This window comes from Pseudomonas sp. GL-RE-29 (assembly GCF_019947275.1).
Lineage (GTDB): Bacteria > Pseudomonadota > Gammaproteobacteria > Pseudomonadales > Pseudomonadaceae > Aquipseudomonas > Aquipseudomonas fluorescens_A.
The window spans coordinates 1-22,546 of the sequence record NZ_JAGYGD010000034.1 but is presented as its reverse complement, the minus strand read 5'-3'; the positions used below and the strand labels follow the sequence as shown (position 1 = coordinate 22,546).

Annotated in this window: 20 protein-coding genes and 1 pseudogene; 10 read left to right on the top strand and 11 right to left on the bottom strand. The window is 60.3% G+C overall.

Features of this window, described 5'->3' with window-relative positions; translation table 11 throughout:
• Positions 1-7: 7 nt before the first annotated feature.
• The 4 genes and pseudogenes from KGB21_RS23590 to aqpZ all read left to right on the top strand — a co-directional run bounded on the left by KGB21_RS23590 (position 8) and on the right by aqpZ (position 4,172).
• Positions 8-813: pseudogene (locus tag KGB21_RS23590) on the top strand (alpha/beta fold hydrolase).
• Between the two features lie 3 nt (positions 814-816).
• Positions 817-1,374, top strand: coding sequence for a peptidylprolyl isomerase (locus tag KGB21_RS23585; RefSeq protein ID WP_223506885.1), 558 nt, complete (start codon positions 817-819; stop codon positions 1,372-1,374).
• A 93-nt stretch (positions 1,375-1,467) separates the two neighbouring features.
• The gene (locus KGB21_RS23580) at positions 1,468-3,300 is read left to right on the top strand and encodes an ABC transporter ATP-binding protein (protein ID WP_223506884.1); all 1,833 of its coding nucleotides are present in this window, start codon (positions 1,468-1,470) and stop codon (positions 3,298-3,300) included.
• A 173-nt stretch (positions 3,301-3,473) separates the two neighbouring features.
• The gene (aqpZ, locus tag KGB21_RS23575) at positions 3,474-4,172 is read left to right on the top strand and encodes an aquaporin Z (RefSeq protein WP_034146180.1); all 699 of its coding nucleotides are present in this window, start codon (positions 3,474-3,476) and stop codon (positions 4,170-4,172) included.
• An 11-nt stretch (positions 4,173-4,183) separates the two neighbouring features.
• On the opposite strand, the gene KGB21_RS23570 is transcribed toward aqpZ, so the two are convergent.
• Positions 4,184-5,308: a GNAT family N-acetyltransferase gene (locus tag KGB21_RS23570; protein WP_223506883.1), complete on the bottom strand. Its 1,125-nt coding sequence runs from the start codon at positions 5,306-5,308 to the stop codon at positions 4,184-4,186.
• Positions 5,309-5,593: 285 nt separating this feature from the next.
• Between KGB21_RS23570 and KGB21_RS23565 the strand changes: the two genes are divergently transcribed.
• Entirely contained in the window at positions 5,594-6,910 is a 1,317-nt protein-coding gene (locus KGB21_RS23565) for a putative porin (RefSeq protein WP_223506882.1), read from the top strand.
• A 145-nt stretch (positions 6,911-7,055) separates the two neighbouring features.
• On the opposite strand, the gene KGB21_RS23560 is transcribed toward KGB21_RS23565, so the two are convergent.
• From KGB21_RS23560 to KGB21_RS23515, 10 genes are all read right to left on the bottom strand, one after another.
• On the bottom strand, positions 7,056-8,096 hold the full coding sequence (locus tag KGB21_RS23560; RefSeq protein WP_223506881.1) for an AI-2E family transporter: 1,041 nt from the start codon (positions 8,094-8,096) through the stop codon (positions 7,056-7,058).
• A gap of 69 nt (positions 8,097-8,165) precedes the next feature.
• A complete protein-coding gene (locus KGB21_RS23555; protein WP_034146177.1) occupies positions 8,166-8,972 on the bottom strand; it encodes a DUF4892 domain-containing protein in 807 nt (268 codons plus the stop codon).
• 8 nt (positions 8,973-8,980) lie between these two features.
• Positions 8,981-9,118 carry a hypothetical protein gene (locus KGB21_RS23550; RefSeq protein WP_155292697.1) on the bottom strand — a complete coding sequence of 46 codons (138 nt, stop codon included), beginning with the start codon at positions 9,116-9,118 and terminating at the stop codon, positions 8,981-8,983.
• Between the two features lie 50 nt (positions 9,119-9,168).
• Positions 9,169-10,023 carry an alpha/beta hydrolase gene (locus KGB21_RS23545; protein WP_223506880.1) on the bottom strand — a complete coding sequence of 285 codons (855 nt, stop codon included), beginning with the start codon at positions 10,021-10,023 and terminating at the stop codon, positions 9,169-9,171.
• The gene (locus KGB21_RS23540) at positions 10,020-10,826 is read right to left on the bottom strand and encodes an alpha/beta fold hydrolase (protein WP_034146175.1); all 807 of its coding nucleotides are present in this window, start codon (positions 10,824-10,826) and stop codon (positions 10,020-10,022) included. The genes KGB21_RS23545 and KGB21_RS23540 overlap by 4 nt, the downstream gene beginning before the upstream one ends.
• A 250-nt stretch (positions 10,827-11,076) precedes the next feature.
• Entirely contained in the window at positions 11,077-11,520 is a 444-nt protein-coding gene (locus tag KGB21_RS23535) for a hotdog fold thioesterase (protein WP_034146174.1), read from the bottom strand.
• Positions 11,521-11,552: 32 nt separating this feature from the next.
• Entirely contained in the window at positions 11,553-13,208 is a 1,656-nt protein-coding gene (locus tag KGB21_RS23530; protein WP_034146173.1) for an AMP-binding protein, read from the bottom strand.
• 164 nt (positions 13,209-13,372) lie between these two features.
• The gene (sixA, locus tag KGB21_RS23525) at positions 13,373-13,828 is read right to left on the bottom strand and encodes a phosphohistidine phosphatase SixA (RefSeq protein WP_034146172.1); all 456 of its coding nucleotides are present in this window, start codon (positions 13,826-13,828) and stop codon (positions 13,373-13,375) included.
• Positions 13,825-14,172, bottom strand: coding sequence for a DUF4389 domain-containing protein (locus tag KGB21_RS23520; RefSeq protein ID WP_034146171.1), 348 nt, complete (start codon positions 14,170-14,172; stop codon positions 13,825-13,827). Before KGB21_RS23520 ends, sixA begins: the two co-directional genes overlap by 4 nt.
• 30 nt (positions 14,173-14,202) lie before the next feature.
• Positions 14,203-15,228, bottom strand: coding sequence for an NAD(P)H-dependent glycerol-3-phosphate dehydrogenase (locus KGB21_RS23515; RefSeq protein ID WP_223506879.1), 1,026 nt, complete (start codon positions 15,226-15,228; stop codon positions 14,203-14,205).
• Positions 15,229-15,423: 195 nt separating this feature from the next.
• Here KGB21_RS23515 and KGB21_RS23510 point away from each other — a divergent pair, with 195 nt between their 5' ends.
• From KGB21_RS23510 to fabB, 5 genes are all read left to right on the top strand, one after another.
• The gene (locus KGB21_RS23510; RefSeq protein ID WP_223506878.1) at positions 15,424-17,547 is read left to right on the top strand and encodes a TonB-dependent receptor plug domain-containing protein; all 2,124 of its coding nucleotides are present in this window, start codon (positions 15,424-15,426) and stop codon (positions 17,545-17,547) included.
• A 1-nt stretch (position 17,548) separates the two neighbouring features.
• Positions 17,549-18,481, top strand: a complete 933-nt coding sequence (locus KGB21_RS23505; RefSeq protein ID WP_223506877.1) for an ABC transporter substrate-binding protein — start codon at positions 17,549-17,551, stop codon at positions 18,479-18,481.
• A complete protein-coding gene (locus KGB21_RS23500) occupies positions 18,478-20,379 on the top strand; it encodes an ATP-binding protein (RefSeq protein WP_034146167.1) in 1,902 nt (633 codons plus the stop codon). The genes KGB21_RS23505 and KGB21_RS23500 overlap by 4 nt, the downstream gene beginning before the upstream one ends.
• A gap of 247 nt (positions 20,380-20,626) precedes the next feature.
• A complete protein-coding gene (gene fabA / locus KGB21_RS23495; RefSeq protein ID WP_003179264.1) occupies positions 20,627-21,142 on the top strand; it encodes a 3-hydroxyacyl-[acyl-carrier-protein] dehydratase FabA in 516 nt (171 codons plus the stop codon).
• An 11-nt stretch (positions 21,143-21,153) separates the two neighbouring features.
• The gene (gene fabB / locus KGB21_RS23490; protein ID WP_007957797.1) at positions 21,154-22,374 is read left to right on the top strand and encodes a beta-ketoacyl-ACP synthase I; all 1,221 of its coding nucleotides are present in this window, start codon (positions 21,154-21,156) and stop codon (positions 22,372-22,374) included.
• Positions 22,375-22,546 lie beyond the last annotated feature (172 nt).

Sequence of the window (22,546 nt, the reverse complement as noted above, 5' to 3'; positions counted from 1 at the left end):
GTAACGCATGGCCTATTTCGAACACGATGGTTGCAACCTGCACTATGAGGAATACGGCCACGGCACGCCGTTGCTGCTGGTCCACGGACTAGGGTCCAGCACCCTGGACTGGGAAAAACAGATCCCCGCACTCGCCGCCCGCTACCGGGTGATCGTCCCGGACGTGCGCGGCCATGGTCGCTCCGACAAACCCCGCGAGCGCTACAGCATCGCGGGATTCAGCGCCGACCTGGTGGCGCTGATCGAGCATTTGAACCTCGGCCCGACACATTATGTCGGGCTTTCCATGGGCGGCATGATCGGTTTTCAACTGGCTGTAGATCAGCCGCATTTGCTTAAAAGCCTGTGCATCGTCAACAGCGCGCCCGAGGTCAAACTGCGCAGCCGCGACGACTATTGGCAGTGGTTCAAACGCTGGAGCCTGATGCGAGTCTTGAGTCTACGGACCATCGGCAAGGCCTTGGGCGGCAAGTTGTTCCCCAAGCCCGAGCAGGCAGATTTGCGACAAAAGATGGCCGAACGCTGGGCAAAAAACGACAAACATGCTTATCTCGCCAGCTTCGATGCCATTGTGGGTTGGGGTGTTCAGGAACGACTGTCGAAGGTGTCCTGTCCAACCCTCATCGTCAGCGCCGACCGTGACTACACGCCGGTCGCGCTGAAGGAGAACTACGTAAAACTGCTGCCCGACGCGCGGCTGGTAGTGATCGCCGATTCGCGTCACGCCACCCCGCTGGATCAGCCCGAACACTTCAACCAGACGCTGCTCGAATTTCTCACCGCAGTCGACACCACCACACTCAGGATCACTGACCCATGCTGAAAAAAATCGCCCTCGCTGCTGGCTCCGTTCTGTTTGCCGCCAACCTGATGGCGGCAACGCCTGCCAAGGCGCCGCATGTTCTGCTGGAAACCACCAACGGCCAGATCGAAATCGAGCTGGACCCGGTCAAGGCGCCGATCAGTACCAAGAACTTCCTTGAGTACGTCGACAGCGGCTTCTACAACAACACGATTTTCCACCGCGTGATTCCGGGCTTCATGGTCCAGGGCGGCGGTTTCACCCAACAAATGTCGCAGAAAGAAACCAAGTCGCCGATCAAGAACGAACACAAGAATGGCTTGGTCAACGTTCGTGGCACCCTGTCCATGGCCCGTACCTCTGACCCTGACTCGGCCACCAGCCAGTTTTTCATCAACGTCAAGGACAACGATTTCCTCGACAGCGGTGACGGTTATGCGGTGTTCGGCAAAGTGGTCAAAGGCATGGACGTAGTCGACATCATCGTCAATTCGCCAACCACCGTGCGCAGCGGCATGAAAGACGTGCCGGCCGACCCGGTGTTCATCAAGTCGGCCAAGCGCATCGACTGAGACTAAGCTGGACAAGGACGTCCGAGCGGTTGCCGGTACTGCCGGCGACGCTCAAACCGTTAAAAGGAGAGCCCGTACGCGGGCAAAAAACCGATGCTTTATCGCCGTTTTGAAAAACTGATCGACATATTTCGCGACGCCCCGACAGCCGCTCCGCCGGATCGGGTTCTGCCCTTCTATACCTATTACCTCAAGCAGGTCTGGCCGAGCTTTGCGGCCCTGCTGATTGTCGGCCTGTTCGGCGCCTTGATCGAAGTGGCGTTGTTCAGTTACCTGAGCCGCATCATCGACTTGGCCCAAGGCACGCCCAATGCCGATTTCTTCAAGGAACACGGCCTCGAACTGACCTGGATGGTGGTGGTTGCGCTGGTCCTGCGTCCGGTGTTCGTTGGCTTGCATGACCTGCTGGTACACCAGACCCTGAGCCCGAGCATGACCAGCCTGATCCGCTGGCAAAACCACAGTTACGTGCTCAAGCAGAGCCTTAATTTTTTCCAGAACGACTTTGCCGGGCGCATCGCCCAACGCATCATGCAAACCGGCAACTCGTTGCGCGATTCAGCGGTGCAAGCGGTCGACGCTTTGTGGCACGTGCTGATCTACGCCATCAGTGCGCTGGTGCTGTTCGCCGAAGCCGACTGGCGCCTGATGATTCCGTTGCTGACCTGGATAGTGGCATTCATCAGCGCCCTGTATTTCTTCGTGCCAAGGGTCAAGGAGCGTTCGGTCGTGTCTTCCGATGCGCGCTCGAAACTTATGGGACGGATCGTCGATGGCTACACCAACATCACCACCCTGAAACTGTTCGCCCATACCAATTTCGAGCAGCAATACGCCCGCGAAGCGATCAAGGAACAGACCGAAAAAGCCCAACTGGCCGGCCGCGTGGTCACCAGCATGGACGTGGTCATCACCAGCATGAACGGTTTGCTGATTGTCGGCACCACAGGCCTGGCCTTGTGGCTGTGGACGCAGTCGCTGATCTCCGTGGGCGCCATCGCCCTGGCCACCGGGCTGGTGATCCGCATCGTCAACATGTCCGGCTGGATCATGTGGGTGGTCACCGGCATCTTCGAAAACATCGGCATGGTTCAGGACGGTTTGCAGAGCATTTCGCAGCCAGTCAGCGTAACCGACCGCGACCAGGCCAAACCATTGGCCGTTGCCCGTGGCGAGGTGCGTTTCGACAACGTGGACTTCCACTACGGCAAGCAGAGCGGGATCATCGGCGGCCTCAACCTGACCATCAAACCCGGTGAAAAAATCGGCCTGATCGGTCCGTCCGGTGCCGGCAAGTCGACTCTGGTCAATCTGCTGTTGCGCCTCTACGACGTGGAGGGCGGGAAGATTCTCATCGATGGCCAGAACATCGCCGACGTCAGTCAGGAAAGCCTGCGCGAACGCATCGGCATGATCACCCAGGACACGTCCCTGCTGCACCGTTCGATCCGCGACAATCTGCTTTACGGTAAACCCGATGCCACCGATGCCGAGCTCTGGGAGGCTGTTCACAAGGCGAAGGCCGACGGTTTCATTCCCTCGTTGTCGGACGCCGAAGGCCGCATTGGTTTCGATGCCCACGTCGGTGAACGCGGCGTGAAGCTCTCCGGCGGTCAACGCCAGCGCATCGCCATCGCCCGCGTGCTGCTCAAGGACGCGCCGATCCTGATCATGGACGAGGCCACGTCGGCACTGGATTCGGAGGTCGAAGCGGCCATCCAGGAAAGCCTCGAAACCCTGATGCAGGGCAAAACCGTGATCGCCATCGCCCACCGGCTCTCGACCATCGCCCGGATGGACCGCTTGGTGGTGCTGGAGAACGGCAAGATCGCCGAGACCGGCAGCCACGCAGAATTGTTGGCCCACGGCGGTTTGTACGCGCGGTTATGGGCGCACCAGACGGGTGGGTTTGTCGGAATCGATTAAGCCTTCAACCCGGTAAAAAACCGCCACGCCCACTACCACGGGCGCTGGCGGTTTTTTTATGTCCACTGGAACTTTAGAAAAACAGTGCTGTACTCACCCAAGGTTCTGGAGGTGGTTCTGCAGTCCATCTGCTGGATGCACAAGGCAGCAAAATCTCGAAAGGACACTCTCTCATGTCTCTGTTCAAACGTTCGGCTACTGAGTTGGTAGGCACCTTCTGGCTGGTGTTGGGTGGTTGCGGCAGTGCGGTGCTGGCCGCTGCGTTTCCGGATGTCGGAATCGGTTTGCTGGGGGTATCCCTGGCGTTTGGCTTGACGGTGCTGACCATGGCGTTCGCCATTGGCCACATATCCGGTTGTCACCTCAATCCGGCGGTATCGCTGGGGCTGGTGGTCGGCGGACGGTTTCCGGCCAGCGAACTGCCGGCCTACATCATCGCCCAGGTCATTGGCGGGGTGATTGCAGCCGGTCTGCTGTACTTCATTGCCAGTGGCAAACCTGGTTTTGAACTGGCGTCGGGCCTGGCGTCCAACGGCTACGGCGAACACTCGCCTGGCGGCTATTCGATGGCGGCGGGGTTTGTTTGTGAGCTGGTGATGACCGCCATGTTCATCCTGATCATCCTCGGCGCCACCGACAAACGTGCACCAGCAGGGCTTGCGCCAATCGCCATCGGCCTGGCATTGACCCTGATCCACCTGATCTCGATTCCGGTCACCAATACCTCGGTCAACCCGGCACGCAGCACCGGCCCGGCGCTGATCGTGGGTGGTTGGGCGATCCAGCAATTGTGGATGTTCTGGGTCGCGCCGCTAATCGGCGCGGTAGTCGGAGGTGTGCTGTATCGCTGGCTGGGCAAAGAAGAGATCTGACCCCCTGAGGATTAGCCTTGCCGATAAGGCAAGGCAGTCTTCGCCTCGTCTGCGTAGGCCAATACGCCGATCCGCTCTTGTTGCAAAAAATCCTTCACGGCCGCTTTCAAACCCGGATGGCGCAAGTAGTGCCAGGAATGCGTGATGACTGGCTCGAACCCGCGAATCAGCTTGTGCTCACCCTGGGCGCCAGCATCAAAACGCTGAAAGCCATTGGCAATGGCGTAGTCCATGCCTTGATAGAAACACGTCTCGAAGTGCAGGCGATCGAACTCCGCCAGACAACCCCAGTAACGCCCGTAAAAACTGTCGCCCCCAACCAGGCTGAACGCCATTGCCACCGGTCGTGAACCTTGCTTGGCCAGCACCACGCGAATGGACTGCGGCATGCGCTCGGCCAACAGGCTGAAAAATGCTCGCGTCAGATAGGGTCGTTGCCGACGCACCGCGTAGGTGTTGGCGTAGCAGGCGTAGACAAAATCCCACAGCGACTCGGTTAATTCCCGGCCTTCAAGCCATTCAAAATCGATCCCCTGCCCCGCCACCTGTTCGCGCTCCTTGCGCATCTGCTTGCGTTTGCGCGAGCTCAGGGCATCGAGAAAGTCTTGAAAGTCACGATAGCCGCGGTTCTGCCAGTGGTACTGACAGCCGATGCGTTGCAACCAGCCGGGCTGCTCGGCCAACGCGGCGTCGGTGAATGGATCAGTGAAATTGATGTGGGCGCTGGAGAGTTGTTCGATCTCGAGATAGCCCGGCAGGCTGTTCAACAACTCGAATCCGTCCTCCACGTTCGCCGCCAACAAACGCGGTCCGCTGACCGGGCTGAACGGTACCGCGGTCAATAACTTGGGGTAGTAATCAATGCCGGCTCGTTCGCAGGCGTCAGCCCAGGCGTGATCGAACACGTACTCGCCGTAGGAATGCCATTTGCGGTAACTGGGCAATGCGGCGATCAGCCGGTCGCCTTCAACGTGCAGCAAATGCTCGGGTTGCCAGCCGGAATGGGGGCCGACGCTGCCGCTGTCTTCCAGCGCCCCCAGAAACCCGTGACTCAGAAATGGCTGAGTCTCGGGCACCAGGGCGTCCCACGCTTGCGGGGAGATTTCCGACAGACTTTGCAGACGTTGCAACGGCATCACCATCCTCACTCATTCATGGCGTGAAAGCCCCGCGAGTATCGCCTATCGCCATGCATTGCACATGAAAAATCCGATGACAGCGCTCTAGATCAACCGTTCGCGACGAATATGTATCGTCATCGACATGCCATCACATTGCCACTGCACTGTAATAAACCATCGCGATACTGGCGCCTGTTTTTAGAGCGCCGGGCTATAAGGCCGGCCACTGTTTTCCGTCCTTTCAACGGTCGGTTGTGTCCTGGATGGCTCAGTCATCCACTCTCATCTTCGGAGATTGATATGCGTCTTGCTTCCACGAAAACTGCGGCAGCCCTTTGCGGTGGCTTGCTGCTGGCCATGAGTGTTCCTGCCAGCGCCGCAGTCGACGCCAAACTGCTCGACATGCTTAAAGCTAACGGCTCGATTACCAATGGGCAGTACGCCGAACTGCAAGCCGAGCTGGCTAGGGATCAGAAAGACCAGCAAATCGCCCGTCAGGCTCAACAAGAGACCAACGAGCAGATCGCAGCCACTGCGAAGAAAACCAATGAACTGAGCACCTTCGACCAGAAACTGGCGTGGGCTGCCAAGACCCAATTCAAGGGTGATGTGCGTTTCCGTCAGGAAACCGTTCACAACGATGGCGTTTCCAACAATAAAGACCAGGATCGTCAGCGCATTCGTGCCCGCCTGGGTGCCTACAGCGAAATCAACCCGCAAGTCGACACCGGCATCCGTATCGCCACCGGCAACAACGACGACCCTCGCTCCACCAACCAGAGTCTGGACAACTACTTCGACAAGAAGCAGATCTGGCTGGACCAGGGTTACGTCGACTACCACCCCGATGCCATCAAGAACCTGCACATCGTTGGCGGCAAGATGCCACAGCAATGGGTAAGCATGGGCGACGTCATCTGGGATAGCGACATCAGCCCGGAAGGTCTGTCGCTGTCTTACAAATACCCACTGGGTGCCAGCACCGAACTGTTCGGTAGCGCCGGCCACTACACCCTCAAGGACAACGTCGACGGCGACGGTGTGCAGTTCAAGCACGATCTGCGCCTGTACGCTGGCCAGTTGGGCGCGCGCTTCGCCCTCACCGACAACCTGAAACTGACCCTGGGTGGCAGCGTCTACGGCTACGACAATGATGACGACATCACCCCGGTTGCCGGCGTTATCCCAGGACAGCTGGCGATCAACGGCAACAGCCCGGGCGAACAGTTCAAGCTGTACGAAGGCTTTGGTCAACTCGACATCGGCGGCCTGCCAATGCCGCTCTCGCTGTACGGTCAGTACGTCAACAACCAGGATGCCAGTAACGATCAGGACACTGCCTGGCTGGCCGGCGTGAAGACCAAGTTCTATGGCATCGCCGTGGACTACAACTACCGCGATGTGCAGCGTAACTCCGTAGTGGGCGCCTTCACCGACTCCGACTTCGCCAACGGTTTCACCGGCTCACGCGGCAGCAAGTTGAAAGTGAGTTACGAGCTGGACAAGAACTTCGCCCTTGGCGCGACGTACTTCATGGCCAACTCGGACTACACCAACGCCACCCTCAAGGATTCGGACATCAACACCCTGCAACTGGATGCTGAAGCGAAGTTCTGATTCCCGCTACACGACTCGGGCAAGGAAGCCCGAGCCGCCTTTACAGCCTGGCGTTGGTCTGACGGTCCCCATCATCCGTCCGCCAGATCGACGCGAGTCTGTGCTCCCCTCGCCCGAGTAACCTCTCCTGAAATCAGCGGCGATCTTATGCGCGCGCGTGGCTCTTGCTCCAGTCGGTCAGCAAGCTGTAGGCCACCGCCAGTAACGTCGGACCGATGAACAGGCCGATGAAGCCGAACGCGATCAATCCGCCAAACACACCCAGCAACACGATCACCAGCGGCAGGTTGCCGCCGCGACTGATCAGGTACGGCTTGAGCACGTTGTCCACGCCACTGATGATGAAGGTGCCCCAGATCCCGAGGAATACCGCCATTCCGTAATCACCTTTCCATATCAGCCACGCGGTGGCCGGAATCCATACCAGCGGCGGGCCCATGGGGATCAGGCTGAGCAGGAAGGTCACGATGCCGAGTACCAAGGCCCCCGGTACCCCGGCAATCAGGAATCCGATCAGTGCCAGCACCGCTTGGGCTGCCGCCGTGCCGATCACCCCGTTCACCACCCGCTGCACCGTGCCCGCCACCAGTTCGATGTAATACCCGGCCCGCTTGCCGATCAGGCGCTCCAGCAAGCCATGGACAAATGCCGCCAGGCGAGGCCCGTCGCGGTAGAAAAAGAACACGAAGACAATGCTCAGGGTCAGTTCGAGAATGCCGCCGCCGATCTGCGCACTGCGCGCCAGCAACCAGTTACCCACCTGCCCCAGGTAAGGTTTGAGCGACACCATCATCGCCGCGCCCTGCTGGTCGATGCTGTCCCAGATGCCCACCAGACGCCCGCCCACGAAGGGAATATTGCCCAGCCAGGTCGGCGCTTCCGGCAAGCCATCGACCTGCACATCCTTGATGAATGCCACGGCATCCCGCACATGGTCCGCCAGGTTGAATCCCAGCCACACTAACGGCACCGCCACCAGCAACATCCAGCCCACGGTCAGCAACGCTGCCGCCAGCGACTCGCGGCCATTGAGCCAACGGGTCAGCAGACGCATCAACGGCCAACTGGCAAACGCCAGTACCGCCCCCCAGAACAATGCAGACCAGAACGGCGCCATCACCCAGAAGCTCGCGCCAAACAGCACCAGGAGCAGGACCTGCACCAACAGCCGATCGTTATTGATCATCCCAGTCTCAAAAATAGTCAGTTCGCAAAAGAATAGGCGAACGCGCAGAACGCGTTCACCTGATACAGCTTATCGCAGCAGCTGGAAATGCAGGCCAGAGCCTTCGGCGCTGCCGGCTTCCATGCGCGCGGCGCGCACGCCCTGCCCGATCAAAGCCTGGCGCCAGGCTTCGGCATTGGCTCCGGAAATACTGACCCGCAAGGTTGCGTCCAGGTTCAGGCCACGGGAGATCAAGCGCAGCCAGGTGTCATCCGGTGCATCGGTCAGTTTGGGGAAATCGAGTTCGCCGGTGCTTTTGAGCTCGCGCAGCAAGGTTGCGGAGGTCGGCAACAAATCGCCCAGCGGTGCGCTGGCTTCGAACTGTTCGACGTGCAGATAGGCTTTGCGATTGCCGCGCGTGATGCTGTACAGCGCTACCAACGTGTTGTCGCGGGGTGCAGCGAGGCGCAATAGCAAATACGCCTGCTCATTGTCGGAGCCATACAACTTGGCGTTACCGAACACCTCGTTGGCCCACAGGCTGCTTTCACCGCAATCACGGGCCTGGCACCAGAACAGCAGCTGCGCGTCCTGCTTCTGCAGGGCTTCGCGGGCGGCGGTGAATGCATCGGTTGCAGAATGCTCCGGGGGCAATTCGTAGGTCACCGAGGTGGCGTTGCCGCGGGCGCTGACCTGACCGTCGAAGCGCAACTGGCCGCTGATCTTGCGGATCGAACCGAGCGGGTAGATCCGCTCAAGCTCAACCGGCGGGCGATAGTCGACGATCTGCGCATCGGCCATGCGCGGCACGATCGGCAAGTCCTGACTGCCCGGAACATCGGCGGCAAATAAAAGAGGACTGAAAGTACACAGCGCCAGCAGAGTGAGGGAACGCATCGATACACTCATCGGATCAGCATGGCCTGGGCACCCTTGAGGACATCGGTGCGTTTGAAAACCAGCAACCCGGGGTAGATTTTGAGGAAGTCCGCGGACCTGTGTTCCTTTCGGTCGTAACTTGCAGCGGTGTAGAGATCTATCATGGTTGTCTCCCATTTCAACCCGCCCAGCCTCGACAGTTGCCCGGCGCAAGTCAAGGAACGGCGAAGAACCGATTGAAACAGTCTGCGACAAGATCGGCACCGGCCTCGTCATTCAGGTGTAAATGATGGCCACCCGGCAGCTGTTCACGGCTAAAGGGTAGACGCTCCAGCAGCTCGGGATGCTTGGCAAGCATGCCGTCGGCAGCCACCACCAGTTTTGCAGGACAACTGATGCGCTGGACGAAGGCCATGGCCTGTTCGGTGGTAAGACGCAGCGGCGACGGCAGCGTGAGGCGGCTGTCGGTGCGCCAGGTGTAGCCGCCCGGCACCGGCATCAAGCCACGCTGAGCCAGCAGTTCGGCCGCTTCGCGACTGACCGCCACCAGACCTTTCATGCGCGCTTCGATGGCGCGATCGAGGGTGTGGTAGACCGGTTTGCGTTTTTCCCGCAGATCCAGCTGCGCTTGCAGGGCCATGCCCATGCGCTCGGCAGCATTTTCGCCTTTGTCTGTAGGAGGAATGACGCCGTCGATCAACGCCAGATGGGTCACCCGCTCCGGCAGCGACCCGGCGATGATCAACGAAGCAATTGCGCCCATCGAGTGCCCCAACAGGGCAAAGCGCTTCAACCCAAGCTGCTCGGCGACTTGCAGCACATCGTGGGCGTAGTCCCACATGGCGTAACCGGCACCGGCCGGGCGATGCCCGGAGTGACCGTGGCCGGCCATGTCCAGGGCGATGATGCGCAGGCCTTTGAGCTTCGGCGCGAGTCGGGCAAAGCTGTTGGCGTTGTCCAGCCAGCCATGCAGGGCGATCACCGGTAAACCGTCTTCGGGGCCGAACAGGTGCGCCGCCAACTCAATGTGCGGCAGGCTCAGGCGGACCTCTTCGACGACGTTGCTCATGCGCAATCCTGTTGGCCGCGACCGTCCCAGCGGCTGAAAAGGTTCTTCAGCAGCGTGGCGGTGTCCTGCGGACGTTCGAGGGGAAACATGTGGCCACCGGGCATGCTCAGGGACTCGCCTTGCGGCATGCGCCCGACCGAACTGGCGTGATGCCGCATCACCACCTTGCTCTTGTGCCCGCGAACCACCGCCAGTGGCACCTTCAATTGCCGCGTACGGCCCGGGCTGGTGTGCGGCACCCCACGGTAGATGCTGATTTCCGTGGCCGGATCGAAACGCAGGCGCAGCTTGTCGCCGACCTTGTGCAATCCATGTTGCAGGTAGGCATCGAAACATTCTGGATCGAAACTGCGAAACAGGGTTTTTCCGGCGAAATAGCGGCGGGCGCTGTCGAGGTCGGCGAATTCTTCCCGTCGCCCCAATGTGCGACCAGCCGGGGTCAGGCGATCAATGAAACCGAAGCGCTTGGCCGCACGGATGACCCACTGATCGGTCCGGGTCAGCACCGGCGAATCGAGCATTACCACCCCGCGATACAGCTCGGGGCATCGCAACGCCGCGTGCAGGTGCAATACGCCGCCGAACGAATGGCCGACGCCCCACACCGGTTCCGGCTGTTGTTCGAGGTGATGGATCAGCTCATCCACCAGGTTGTACCAGTTGTCGTCCGCCGGGAAACGCGGGTCATGGGCGTGCTGCTCAAGATGCGTCACCTGATACTCGGGCGCCAGCGCCGCGAACAACTTGCCGTAGGTGCCCGAAGGAAACCCGTTGGCGTGGGCGAAAAATATCTGTTGCGACATACCGGTGATCCATCAACGAAAACAAAGCCCGATTGTCCGCAAGACCGCGTTCTTGAGCAATGACCGTAACTGACAGGAATGATGACAGTCCGGCCATGTCCATGGACCACTGCACCTGTGGCGAGCGAGCTTGCTCGCGTCCGACTGCGCAGCAGTCGTCAATCCGTCGGTTCTGGTTGGGGGCCGCTTCGCGACCCAGCGGGAGCAAGCTCCCTCGCCACGGGGGAATTCATTTGCCGTTAAACTTCATTCAACGCGCTGGCGGGTTCTCACCCAGCGGCACCACTGCCATGGTCAACCGCGACACGCAACTGGCCTTGCCTTCATCGCTGGTCAAGCGAATGTCCCAGACGTGAGTCGTGCGGCCGATGTGAATCGGTCTGGCCACCGCCGTCACCCGCCCGCTGCGCAGGCCGCGCAAATGGTTGGCGTTGATTTCCAGGCCCACGCAGTAAAATTTGCTGGCGTCGATGCACAGGTAACTGGCCATGGAGCCGACGCTTTCCGCCAGCACCACCGAGGCACCGCCGTGCAGCAAACCGTACGGCTGATGGGTGCGATGGTCGATGACCATGCTCGCGGTCAGGGACTCTTCATCAAACGCTTCGAAGCGAATATCCAGCACTTCGCCGATGGTGTTTTTCTGGATCGCGTTCAACTGTTCAATGTTGGGAGTGGTGCGCCACAGACTCATCGCAAATGTTCCTTGTTGGTTTTATTCGTGACTCAATCCTGCCACAGCACCGCCTCGCTGCGCTCGCTCCATTCTTCGAAGCGGGCACCGTAGGCGGCTTCGATCACGTTGCGCTTGATCTTCAGGGTCGGCGTGAGGAAACCGTTTTCCACCGCCCAGCTGTCCTTGACCACCACCAGACGGCGCAAGCGTTCGTGTTTATCGAGGGCGCCGTTGACCTCTTCGAGCAGTTTTTCCAGGCTCGAATGCAATCCTGCACGCGCCTCCTGTTGCCCGACCGCCGAGAGTACGCACAGGCCCAGCGGCGCAAGCAAACCATCGCCGACCACGCACACCTGTTCGATGCGCGAATGCACCGCCAGGCGATTTTCGATGGGTGCCGGGGCGACGTATTTGCCCTTGCTGGTCTTGAAGATTTCCTTCAGCCGCCCGGTCAGGCGCAGGTTGCCCTCGGCGTCTTCCTCGCCCTTGTCGCCGGTGCGCAGGAAGCCGTCCTCGGTGATGGTGTCGGCGGTTTTCTGCGGTTCCTTGAAATACCCGAGCATGGTCGCGCCACTGCGCACCAACACCTCGCCCGACTCGTCAATCCGTACTTCGACCTCCGGGCAAGGCTTGCCGATCCAGCCCGGTTTGTTCTGGCCCGGCAGGCAAATGTGCGAGTAGCCGCAGCTCTCGGTCATGCCGTAGACCTCCAGCACATCCAGACCGAGCTTGCGATACCACAGCAGCAACGTCTGCGGCACCGGTGCGGCGCCGGACAGCGCCACGCGCAAAGCGTCGAGCCCCAGCCCGGCAAGGACTTTGTGCCCTACCCGCTTGCCGATGATGGGCAGCCCGAGCAGGAAGTCGAGGCGCTTTGCCGGGATCTTGCTGTAGACGCCCATCTGGAATTTGGTCCAGATCCGCGGTACGCCAAACAAAGCAGTCGGTCGCGCGCGTTTCAAGTCGGTCAAAAAAGTATCGAGGCTCTCGGCAAAGAACACGGTTTGCCCGGTGTAGATCGACGCCAGTTCGACGAACATCCGCTCGGCAACATGACACAGCGGCAGGTACGACAGCAGTCGGTCCGACTCATTGAGGCCAAACAATTGCGTGCCGCGGGTGGTGGCAAACCCCAGGTTGCCGAAGCTGTGCATCACGCCTTTGGGCATGCCGGTGGTGCCGGAGGTGTAGATGATGGTCGCCAGTTGATCGGCGCCGGGTTTCGGATCGTCCTGGATCGGCGAACTCGTTTGCAGGTCGGCCCAGCTGTAATCAAAAGTACCCGGCGGATGCAGCGGCAGGCTGATGGTCGGCAACTCCGCGCTAACCCCAAGGGACATGCTCGGCCAGTCGTCGAGTTTGCCGATGAACACCAGGGCCGCTTCCGAATGCCCAAGCACTTGGGCCACCGATTCGGCGGTGAGATTGGGATAGAGCGGCACGGAGACATGCCCGGCCATCCAGATCGCCAGATCGGCAATGATCCAGTGGGCACAGTTTTTGGAAATGAGGGCGATGTGGCTGCCTTGGGGCAATTCCCGCGCACGCAGCCAATGCGCAGCGCAGCGGGCTTGATGGCCGACGTCGGCCCAAGTCAGGGTCTCGACTTCCCCGCCGCCGATGGGCTGGACCAGAAAGCGCTGACGGGGATGACGGGCTTCCCGCTCGTAGAAGACGTCCAGCGGCAACCGAAAAGCAGCAGACATGCGACTCGCTCCTTATTTTTGTTCTGGAGCAAGCGTAGTCAACCAAGCAAGTGCTTGGTTATTTATTTGTAAGTAAAAATAAGATCAACAGATCGCAGCCTTTGGCAGCTCCTACAGGTGGATGCGAACCCTGTAGGAGCTGCCGAAGGCTGCGATCTTTGCTTTTATGGATGCTTGATGCTGTCGAGCTTCATTGACCCGACCAGCAGTTCATCACCTTTGAGCTCCGCCAGTCCGGCGGTACTGACCCGCTCCGGCGGATGGCCGGCGCCATGTTGCAGGTAGCTCAGAAGATTCCCCACCAGCGGGTTGTGACTGACCAGCAGCACATCGCTCACCGCGACCATCTGCTCGGCCACCTTGTCCGGATCGGTGTCCGGAGTGAGCCATTCGACGGTGCGGATTTCCGGCTCGAAACCCAACGCTTCGCGCACCAGCTGCGCCGTTTGCTGTGCCCGCAGGTACGGGCTGGCATAGATGGCCGTCAGCGGTTGTCCGATCAACTTTGCGGCGCTGCTCAGCACTTCTTTTCGACCGTGCTCCGTCAGCTCCCGCTCGGAATCGTGGGGACGGGAGCCGTGTGGTACGGCTTCACCATGACGCAATACCCAGAGTTTCATAGCTTGGGTTCCTCATCTCGGGCCGGATGCGGGGCTGGCGGCACGGTGTGCGGCGCTTCACCTTCCGGCGTACGCGGCGTTGGCCAATCGGCGAACGGCCAGGGTTTCTGGTCGCTGTGAAAACTGCCGAAACGACCGATCTGCGCCAGAAACTGGCTGAGACTGTCGCCGAAATTCATCAGGCTGGCGCTCGGCGCGCCATAAATCAAACGATAGATCAACTGCAACAGCACCACAGCGCCAAGGATGAACTGCGCCACTTGCCAGACCAGCACGAACACGATCATCCACAGCACCCGCAGCAGGATGGATTCGTATTTGGCTTCTACTTTTTGATCGCTCATGTCTTGCTCCGTTCCAGATAAGTAGAGGGCTCAGTTGAAACCGCTGGTGGAAATGAAATCGACATCGGTTTTCGGCTCGCCCCGCATCAGCAGGCCGATCACCTGCTCCAGCGTGCGCCCTTCGAACAGAATCGCGTGAAGCCCGGCGACCAGCGGCATATACACGCCGACTTCCTGAGACTTGGCCTTGAGCACCTTGAGGGTGTTCACGCCTTCGGCGACTTCACCCAGGCGATTGACCGCCTCGTCCAGGCTCAGGCCTTGGCCGAGGGCGAACCCGACCTGATAGTTGCGGCTTTTCGGCGAGGAGCAGGTGACGATCAAATCACCCACGCCCGCCAGGCCGAGGAACGTCATCGGGTTGGCACCCTGATTGACCGCAAAGCGGGTCATTTCCGCCAGCGCCCGAGTGATCAACATGCTCTTGGTGTTTTCGCCCATCTCCAGCGCCACGGCCATGCCGGCGATGATCGCGTAGACGTTTTTCAGCGCACCGCCCAACTCCACGCCGAAACGGTCGGCGCTGGCGTACACGCGAAAGGTGCGACCGTGCAGCACTGCCTGGACCTGCTCACAGAGCTCTTCGTCTTCACTGGCGACCACCGTCGCCGTCAGCGCATGCTCGGCGATCTCACGCGCCAGGTTTGGCCCGGACAACACGCCGATGCGCGCCTGCGGGGCGATCTCTTCGAGGATCTGGCTCATCAGTTTGAAGGTATGGGCTTCAATGCCTTTGGTCAGGCTCACCAACATTTTGCCGCTCAGAAGTTCGGCATGCGGGGCCAGCACCGAGCGCAACGCGCTGGAGGGCAGCGCGACGAAACTCAGGTCGCAGGTTTCCAGGGTCGCTTGCAGATCGGTGACCGGCGTCACATCCGGCAGAATTTTGATGCCTTTGAGGTAGCGCGGGTTCTCGCGATTGACCCGAATGGCCTCGGCCTGTTCGGGATCACGCATCCACTGCAGGACCTGATGCCCGTTTTCGGCCAGCAGGTTTGCCACGGCGGTACCAAAACTTCCGCCTCCCAGGACCGCAATCGGGCGCTGTTCAGTCATATGTAATCCGTTAATCCATAGCAATGGCGATGTCGGCATTATACGGAGCGGCCCAGTGGCGGCCAGCCCCCGCGTCAATTAGCGGCGTATTAGTAAACAAGCACCATAAAACCTGGGAAAACGCAGAGATCGTGACTGGAAAAGTCACCGCGCTCGGTTAACATGCGCGCCACCAATCGTTAACAAGGATGTGTTGTGTCTCTGGCTGCTCCGTCACCCCGATCGCCTTTGGTACTGGCGCTGGTCTTCAGTTCGCCGTTGCTGGCCGATGACTTGTTCCTCGACAGCGAACCGCTGCCGCAGGTGCTGACGGCCACGCGCCTGAAGCAGTCGCCGGCCGCCGTGCCGGGAAGCATGACGGTGATCGACAGCGCCCTGATCAACGCCAGCGGTGCGCGGGACATCAGCGAAGTGTTGCGACTGGTGCCGGGCATGATGGTTGGCAACATTACCGGCAATCAGGCGGCGGTGAACTATCACGGCACCGATGCCACACAAGCGCGGCGCATGCAGGTGTTGATCGATGGCCGCTCGGTGTACCGCGCCGGCCTGGCCACGGTGGACTGGAGCGACATTCCGGTGGCCATGGAAGACATCGAGCGCATCGAAGTTTTCCGTGGCCCGAATACCGTCAGCTACGGCGCCAATGCGCTGATGGCGGTGGTCAATGTCATCACCCGCCACCCGGCCGAAACCCACGGCACGCGGATGAAAGTCACCCGCGGCCAGCGTGGCATCAACGACTTCTACGCCAGCCAGGGTGTCGGCTGGGATGACGGCGACTTGCGCCTGTCGCTATCCGGCCAGCAAGACGACGGCTTCGACACCGACCGAACAGGCGCTGATTACCATGACAGTCGTCGCCTCAAGCGCTTCAATCTCGCCGTCAGCCAGAGCCTCGACGAACGGCAAAGCCTCGATTGGCAATTGAATGCCAAGGACGGCACCAACCAGCGGCCCTATACCTACCGGCCGGTGTTCCCGGGGATTACCCGCGCGGGCAACGACGCCGACGTCATTGCCAAGGATTACGCCGGATCATTGCGCTGGAATCTGGACATCAATCCTGACCACCGCCTTTATATCCAGGGTTCGGCCCAACACTGGGATCGCCAGCAAACATGGCGCGCCTGCGACGCCGAAGTTTCGTTCAGCCCGCAACTGACCGAACTCTGGCAAATGAACCCGAACTACACCGAACGTCTGGCCCGCAACATCACGCGTTTCACCGGTCCTGGTGCACCGGCCGGCACCCCCGCCGAGCAGTCGCTGGCCAATCAGGTGCTCGATCAATGGCGTGACGGCGCAAGTCAGACCGTGTGCGGCGACATCGACCAGAGCACCCGGGAAACGCGCTACGATCTTGAAGTGCAGGACACCCTGAGCCTGTCCGATAGCCTGCGGCTGGTCAGCGGCATGAACTATCGTTACGACCGGGCAGATTCCGAGACTTACTTCAATGGCACGCTTGATGACACCACCTGGCGGACCTTCGGCCAACTCGAGTGGCGCGCCACCGAACACTGGCTGCTGCAGGGCGGAGCCATGTATGAAGACACGCAGTTGATCGGCAGCTCGCTGACCCCGCGGGTCGCGATCAATTACCTGATCAACCCGCGCCACGGGTTGCGGGCGGTGTACTCGGAAGCCATCCGTTCGCCGGACATGTTCGAGAACAGCGTCAACTGGAGTTACCGGGTCACCAAGTTGCAGCCCGCCGCCTATGGTCAGTCCAGTGCCCGCTATTTCGTCAGGACCCGTGGCCCCGGCGATCTCGATCAAGAACACATGCGTTCCCGGGAACTGGGCTACAACGGCTACTTTGCCGAGGTGGGACTGGCGGTCGATGTGAAGCTGTTCTACGACGAAATCACCGGCATGGTCAGCGAGCCGCTACGCAACAATCAGTTCATCGCCAGTAACAGCAACACCGCACGCTTTTCCGGCGCGGAAACCCAACTTGACTGGCGAATCGGCAGTACAGACCGGTTGCGCCTGACCTATGCCTACGTCGATGCCGACGCGAGCAATCCGCAGGATGCGCAACAGACTGCGCGCAACAGCGGCTCCGCCGGTTGGATGCGCGACTGGGGTCAGGGCTGGAACAGCGCACTCTTCTATTATGGGGACGACGCGCTCAACGGTTACCGTTTCGAACGGGTCGACACTCGCATCGCCAAACGCATTCGCTTGGGCAAGGCCAACCTGGAACTGGCTGGCGTGCTCCAGCAACGCCTGGACAATCAGCCCACCACCTTCGTCGACAACAACTACGACGAGCGTCGAGTGATGTATTTCAGCGCGGAGCTGGCGTTTTAAGATGCGACACAGTCCGCCACGCAAGCCGCCAACCTTTGGCCATCTGCTGGCCATGCTGTGCCTGTTGGTCAGCGGATGGCTGGCGAGCGTGACCACCAACGCCGCGGACATTCTGCTGACCGGCGTCGAAGACAGCGCCGGCGTGCAATCTTTCACCGAGGCGCTGCGCGAGTTGCGACCCGCTGATCGCGTGCGCTTCCGGCCACTGGCCGATATGCCGCTGCCAGGCAAACTGCCCGGCGATACCCGTTTGATTTTGCTCGACCTGCCGAGCCTCGACTGGCGCCTGCAAGACGCCCAGGGCCCGGCGACGCTGGTATTGCGCATCAGCCGCCTGCAAGCACGAGAACACCTGGGCGAAGCACTGCCCCCGCACCTCAGCTTGCTCTGGAGCGATCCACCTCTGGACCGCCAATTGCGTCTGATCCGAATCCTCCTGCCCCAGGCCAGACGGATCGGCGTGCTGTACGACCGCCACAGCGAGTTCCTCTTGAAGGATTTACGCCTGGCCGCCCGGCCGCTGGGTCTTGAGTTGGTCACCGAGCGCTGGGACAACACCCACGACAGCCGTCCATTACAGACGTTGCTGAAAAACAGCGATGTGCTGCTGGGCCTCGATGACCCCGATCTGTACAACTCGAAAACCGCGAAGAATTTGCTACTGAGCAGCTATTCCCGACAACTGGCGCTGATCGGCCCCAATGCCGGGTTCGTCAGGGCTGGAAGCTTGGCCAGCACCTACAGCGATCAGAGCGATTGGCTGGCGATTCTCGACAAGCTGCTCGACCAGCCACCGGCCTCTTGGCCACGGGCGCATTACCCGCCGCTCTTCAAAGTCTCAAGCAACCCGCAAGTGGCTCGTTCATTAGGTATGGAACAGATAGACGAAGCGTCTGTCGCAACCCTGTTGGCTGAAGGAGAACGCCGCCCATGACCTTCCGTCGCCGTTGGGATATCAACACCCGGACCCAGCTCATCAGTCTGGGCCCGGCCTTGCTGTTGACGTTGTTGCTGATCAGCTTCTTCACCTTCGTGCGGATCCAGGATCTGCGCCAGGAGCTCAACCACACCGGCCAGTTGATCGCCAACCAACTGGCTCCGGCCACCGAGTACGGGGTGATTTCGGGCAATAACGAGGTGCTTGAAAGTCTGCTCAAGGCCACGCTGGCCACCCCCAACGTGCGGTTTCTGGAGATTCAGGACAGCGCCAACCGGATTCTCGTGTACGTCGAGCAACCGTCGACAAACCACAATCGTCCCCATCAGGTGGAAGTGTTCCAGGCGCCCGTGCGCTTGCAACGGATCCCGTTGCACAATGACTTTTTTCAGGACAGCAAGACCGCCACCACTGCCCTCGCCGAAGATTACCTGGGCCGGGTGATCGTCGGCCTGTCCAACGATGCATTCAGCCAGCGCCAGCAGGAGATCCTGCTCAAGGCCGGCATTCTGGCGCTATTCGCCCTGCTGTTTACCTTCCTGCTCGCACGACGCCTGGCGGGAAGCCTGTCGCAGCCGATCCGCGACATCGGCAACGCGGTCAAGGCGATCCAGGAAGGCGACTACAAAACACCTTTGCCCATCGTCGACGACACCGAATTGGGCGCGCTGTCACAACACATCAACAACCTCGCCAGCGGACTCGAACAGGCCAGCCGTGAGCAGCATCAGGCCATGGCGCAACTGATCCAGACCCGCGAAGAAGCGGAAAAAGCCAACAACGCCAAGTCCGACTTCCTCGCCATGATGAGCCACGAACTGCGCACGCCAATGAACGGCGTGCTGGGCATGCTGCAGTTGCTGGAAACCACTGACATGACCGAGGAACAAGTGGAGTACGCGGCGCTGGCCTCGGAGTCCACTGAACACCTGCTTAAAGTCATCAACGACATTCTGGATTTCTCGCGTATCGAACGTTCGGAACTGGAGCTGGAACACATTCCGTTCAACCTCGCGGACCTGATTGGCAGTTGCGCCCAGTCATTCCAGCACAGCGCCGCACAGCGCGGACTGGATCTGCAATTGCTGATCCCCGAGGACATGCGTGCGTTGCAGGTTCAGGGCGATCCGACGAGGATCCGGCAGATTCTGGTCAACCTGGTCGGCAATGCACTGAAGTTCACCGAGCAGGGTCGCGTTTCCATCGAACCGCAGTGGCAATCGCTGGATCACGAATTGTTGTGGTTCACTTGCACCGTGCGCGACAGCGGGATCGGGATTCCGGCCGAAAGCCTGGAACTGATGTTCAACGCGTTCCAGCAGGCCGATAGCTCCATTTCAAGGCGTTACGGTGGCACCGGCCTGGGCCTGCCGATTGCCCGCACACTTGCCGAACGCATGGGCGGCACCTTGCGCGCCCAGAGCGAAGAAGGTCGAGGCTCGGTGTTCACTCTGGAAATCCCGCTGGCGCTCCATCAGCAGCCGTTGCCGGTGCTGACACCCCGCGCGCATAGCGGCAACGGTGATGGTGAAGGGCGCAATGTGTTGCTGGTCGAGGACAACCCGGTCAACCAGACCGTCATTGAGGCAATGTTGCGCAGTCTGGGCTTTACTGTCAGCGTCGCTGTTGATGGCGCGCAGGCCGTGCGCAGCGCCGAGAGTCTGATTTTCGAAGCGATCCTGATGGACTGCCGACTGCCAATCATCGACGGCTACGAGGCCACTCGACTGATCCGCCAACTGCCCGGCTGCACCGACTTGCCGATCATCGCCCTGACCGCCAATGCCTTGCAGGGCGATCGCGAAGCCTGCTTGTCGGCGGGAATGAACGATTACCTGGCCAAGCCTTTCAAACGCAATGATCTGCAGCAAATTCTGCAACGCTGGGTGCAGTAGTACAGGCCTTTCGAGCATCTGCGACTGGCGTGAAAGGCGAAAGTGCGGCAGTCTTAGGCACCCGAACAGGCCCGAAAAGGGGCTTGAATAAAAATTTCAGTGCACAAGTGTACATTCATGTCCTTGGTGCTGTGACTTTCACCACAACGCAATAGTCTATGAGTAGGCTGCCGGTTCGAGGCATGAACGCTTCGATCGGCCGGGAAGATTTGCCCCACCTGCCGCATGGGACTATTGAGGAGCTCGCATGACCAAACAAAACGCCTTTACCCGGGAAGACCTGCTGCGCTGCAGTCGCGGTGAGCTGTTCGGCCCAGGTAACGCGCAACTGCCCGCCCCGAACATGCTGATGGTTGATCGCATCACCCTGATCAGCGAAGAAGGTGGCAAGTACGGCAAAGGTGAATTGGTCGCCGAGCTGGATATCACTCCGGACCTGTGGTTCTTCGCCTGCCACTTCGAAGGCGATCCGGTGATGCCGGGCTGCCTGGGCCTCGACGCCATGTGGCAACTGGTCGGCTTCTTCCTGGGCTGGCAAGGCCTGCCGGGCCGCGGCCGTGCGCTGGGTTCGGGCGAAGTGAAATTCTTCGGCCAGGTTCTGCCGACCGCCAAGAAAGTCACCTATAACATCCATATCAAGCGCGTCCTGAAAGGCAAGCTGAACCTGGCCATCGCCGACGGTTCGGTCACTGTCGACGGTCGCGAAATCTACACCGCCGAAGGCCTCCGGGTCGGCGTTTTCACCTCCACTGACAACTTCTAAGGGTTATTCGCATGCGCCGCGTCGTTATCACTGGTCTGGGCATTGTTTCGTGCCTGGGCAATGACAAAGAGACCGTCTCCGCTAACCTGCGTGCAAGCCGCCCTGGCATCCGGTTCAACCCGGAATATGCCGAAATGGGTCTGCGTAGCCAGGTTTCCGGCTCCATTGACCTCAACCTTGAAGAACTGATCGATCGCAAGATCTATCGCTTCGTCGGCCACGCGGCGGCTTACGCCTACCTGGCCATGAAAGACGCTATTGCTGACTCCGGCCTGACCGAAGAGCAAGTGTCCAACCCGCGTACCGGCCTGATCGCCGGTTCCGGTGGCGCCTCCACGCTGAACCAGATGGAAGCGCTGGACATCCTGCGCGAGAAAGGCGTCAAGCGCGTCGGCCCATACCGCGTAACGCGGACCATGAGCAGCACCGTTTCCGCTTGCCTGGCCACTCCGTTCAAGATCAAGGGCCTGAACTACTCCATCGCGTCTGCCTGCGCCACCAGTGCTCACTGCATCGGTACCGCAATGGAACAGATCCAGATGGGCAAGCAGGACATCGTGTTCGCCGGCGGCGGTGAAGAAGAGCATTGGAGCCAGTCGTTCCTGTTCGACGCCATGGGCGCACTGTCCAGCAAGCGCAACGACACCCCGGAGCAAGCCTCCCGTGCCTACGACGCTGACCGTGACGGTTTCGTCATCGCCGGCGGTGGCGGCATGGTCGTGGTTGAAGAGCTGGAACACGCTCTCGCTCGTGGCGCGAAGATCTACGCGGAAATCGTTGGCTACGGCGCGACTTCCGACGGCTACGACATGGTCGCCCCAAGCGGCGAAGGCGCGATCCGCTGCATGCAGCAGGCGCTGTCCACCGTCGACACTCCGATCGACTACCTGAACACCCACGGCACTTCGACTCCGGTCGGCGACGTCGCGGAAATGAAGGGTGTGCGTGAAGTGTTCGGCGACAAGGCTCCGGCCATCAGCTCCACCAAGAGCCTGTCAGGTCACTCCCTGGGCGCCGCCGGCGTTCACGAAGCGATCTACTGCATGCTGATGATGGAAGGCAACTTCATTGCCGGTTCCGCCAACATCGACGAGCTGGACCCAGAAGTGGCTGACTTGCCGGTGCTGACCAAGACCCGCGAAAACGCCACCATCAACACCGTGATGAGCAACAGCTTCGGCTTCGGTGGCACCAACGCCACGCTGGTACTGAAGCGCTGGGAAGGTAAGTAATTCCCCGCAGCTGAGCCGCACATGAAAACGCCCCGACTGGTTCGGGGCGTTTTTTTTTGCCCAGAAAATCGCTGACGGATTTGATAGGCCGCCCTGATTCCACGGATGTACCCCATCCCACGGTAGGAGCCGGCTTGCTGGCGATGGTGTCCTCGAGATCGCCATCGCCAGC

What these genes read in the sequence shown, in the direction of transcription:
- KGB21_RS23585 (WP_223506885.1), top strand. Translation starts at nt 817, where the DNA reads ATGCTGAAAAAAATCGCCCTCGCTGCTGGCTCCGTTCTGTTTGCCGCC.
- KGB21_RS23580 (WP_223506884.1), top strand. Translation starts at nt 1,468, where the DNA reads ATGCTTTATCGCCGTTTTGAAAAACTGATCGACATATTTCGCGACGCC.
- aqpZ (WP_034146180.1), top strand. Translation starts at nt 3,474, where the DNA reads ATGTCTCTGTTCAAACGTTCGGCTACTGAGTTGGTAGGCACCTTCTGG.
- KGB21_RS23570 (WP_223506883.1), bottom strand. Translation starts at nt 5,308, where the DNA reads ATGCCGTTGCAACGTCTGCAAAGTCTGTCGGAAATCTCCCCGCAAGCG.
- KGB21_RS23565 (WP_223506882.1), top strand. Translation starts at nt 5,594, where the DNA reads ATGCGTCTTGCTTCCACGAAAACTGCGGCAGCCCTTTGCGGTGGCTTG.
- KGB21_RS23560 (WP_223506881.1), bottom strand. Translation starts at nt 8,096, where the DNA reads ATGATCAATAACGATCGGCTGTTGGTGCAGGTCCTGCTCCTGGTGCTG.
- KGB21_RS23555 (WP_034146177.1), bottom strand. Translation starts at nt 8,972, where the DNA reads ATGCGTTCCCTCACTCTGCTGGCGCTGTGTACTTTCAGTCCTCTTTTA.
- KGB21_RS23550 (WP_155292697.1), bottom strand. Translation starts at nt 9,118, where the DNA reads ATGATAGATCTCTACACCGCTGCAAGTTACGACCGAAAGGAACACAGG.
- KGB21_RS23545 (WP_223506880.1), bottom strand. Translation starts at nt 10,023, where the DNA reads ATGAGCAACGTCGTCGAAGAGGTCCGCCTGAGCCTGCCGCACATTGAG.
- KGB21_RS23540 (WP_034146175.1), bottom strand. Translation starts at nt 10,826, where the DNA reads ATGTCGCAACAGATATTTTTCGCCCACGCCAACGGGTTTCCTTCGGGC.
- KGB21_RS23535 (WP_034146174.1), bottom strand. Translation starts at nt 11,520, where the DNA reads ATGAGTCTGTGGCGCACCACTCCCAACATTGAACAGTTGAACGCGATC.
- KGB21_RS23530 (WP_034146173.1), bottom strand. Translation starts at nt 13,208, where the DNA reads ATGTCTGCTGCTTTTCGGTTGCCGCTGGACGTCTTCTACGAGCGGGAA.
- sixA (WP_034146172.1), bottom strand. Translation starts at nt 13,828, where the DNA reads ATGAAACTCTGGGTATTGCGTCATGGTGAAGCCGTACCACACGGCTCC.
- KGB21_RS23520 (WP_034146171.1), bottom strand. Translation starts at nt 14,172, where the DNA reads ATGAGCGATCAAAAAGTAGAAGCCAAATACGAATCCATCCTGCTGCGG.
- KGB21_RS23515 (WP_223506879.1), bottom strand. Translation starts at nt 15,228, where the DNA reads ATGACTGAACAGCGCCCGATTGCGGTCCTGGGAGGCGGAAGTTTTGGT.
- KGB21_RS23505 (WP_223506877.1), top strand. Translation starts at nt 17,549, where the DNA reads ATGCGACACAGTCCGCCACGCAAGCCGCCAACCTTTGGCCATCTGCTG.
- KGB21_RS23500 (WP_034146167.1), top strand. Translation starts at nt 18,478, where the DNA reads ATGACCTTCCGTCGCCGTTGGGATATCAACACCCGGACCCAGCTCATC.
- fabA (WP_003179264.1), top strand. Translation starts at nt 20,627, where the DNA reads ATGACCAAACAAAACGCCTTTACCCGGGAAGACCTGCTGCGCTGCAGT.
- fabB (WP_007957797.1), top strand. Translation starts at nt 21,154, where the DNA reads ATGCGCCGCGTCGTTATCACTGGTCTGGGCATTGTTTCGTGCCTGGGC.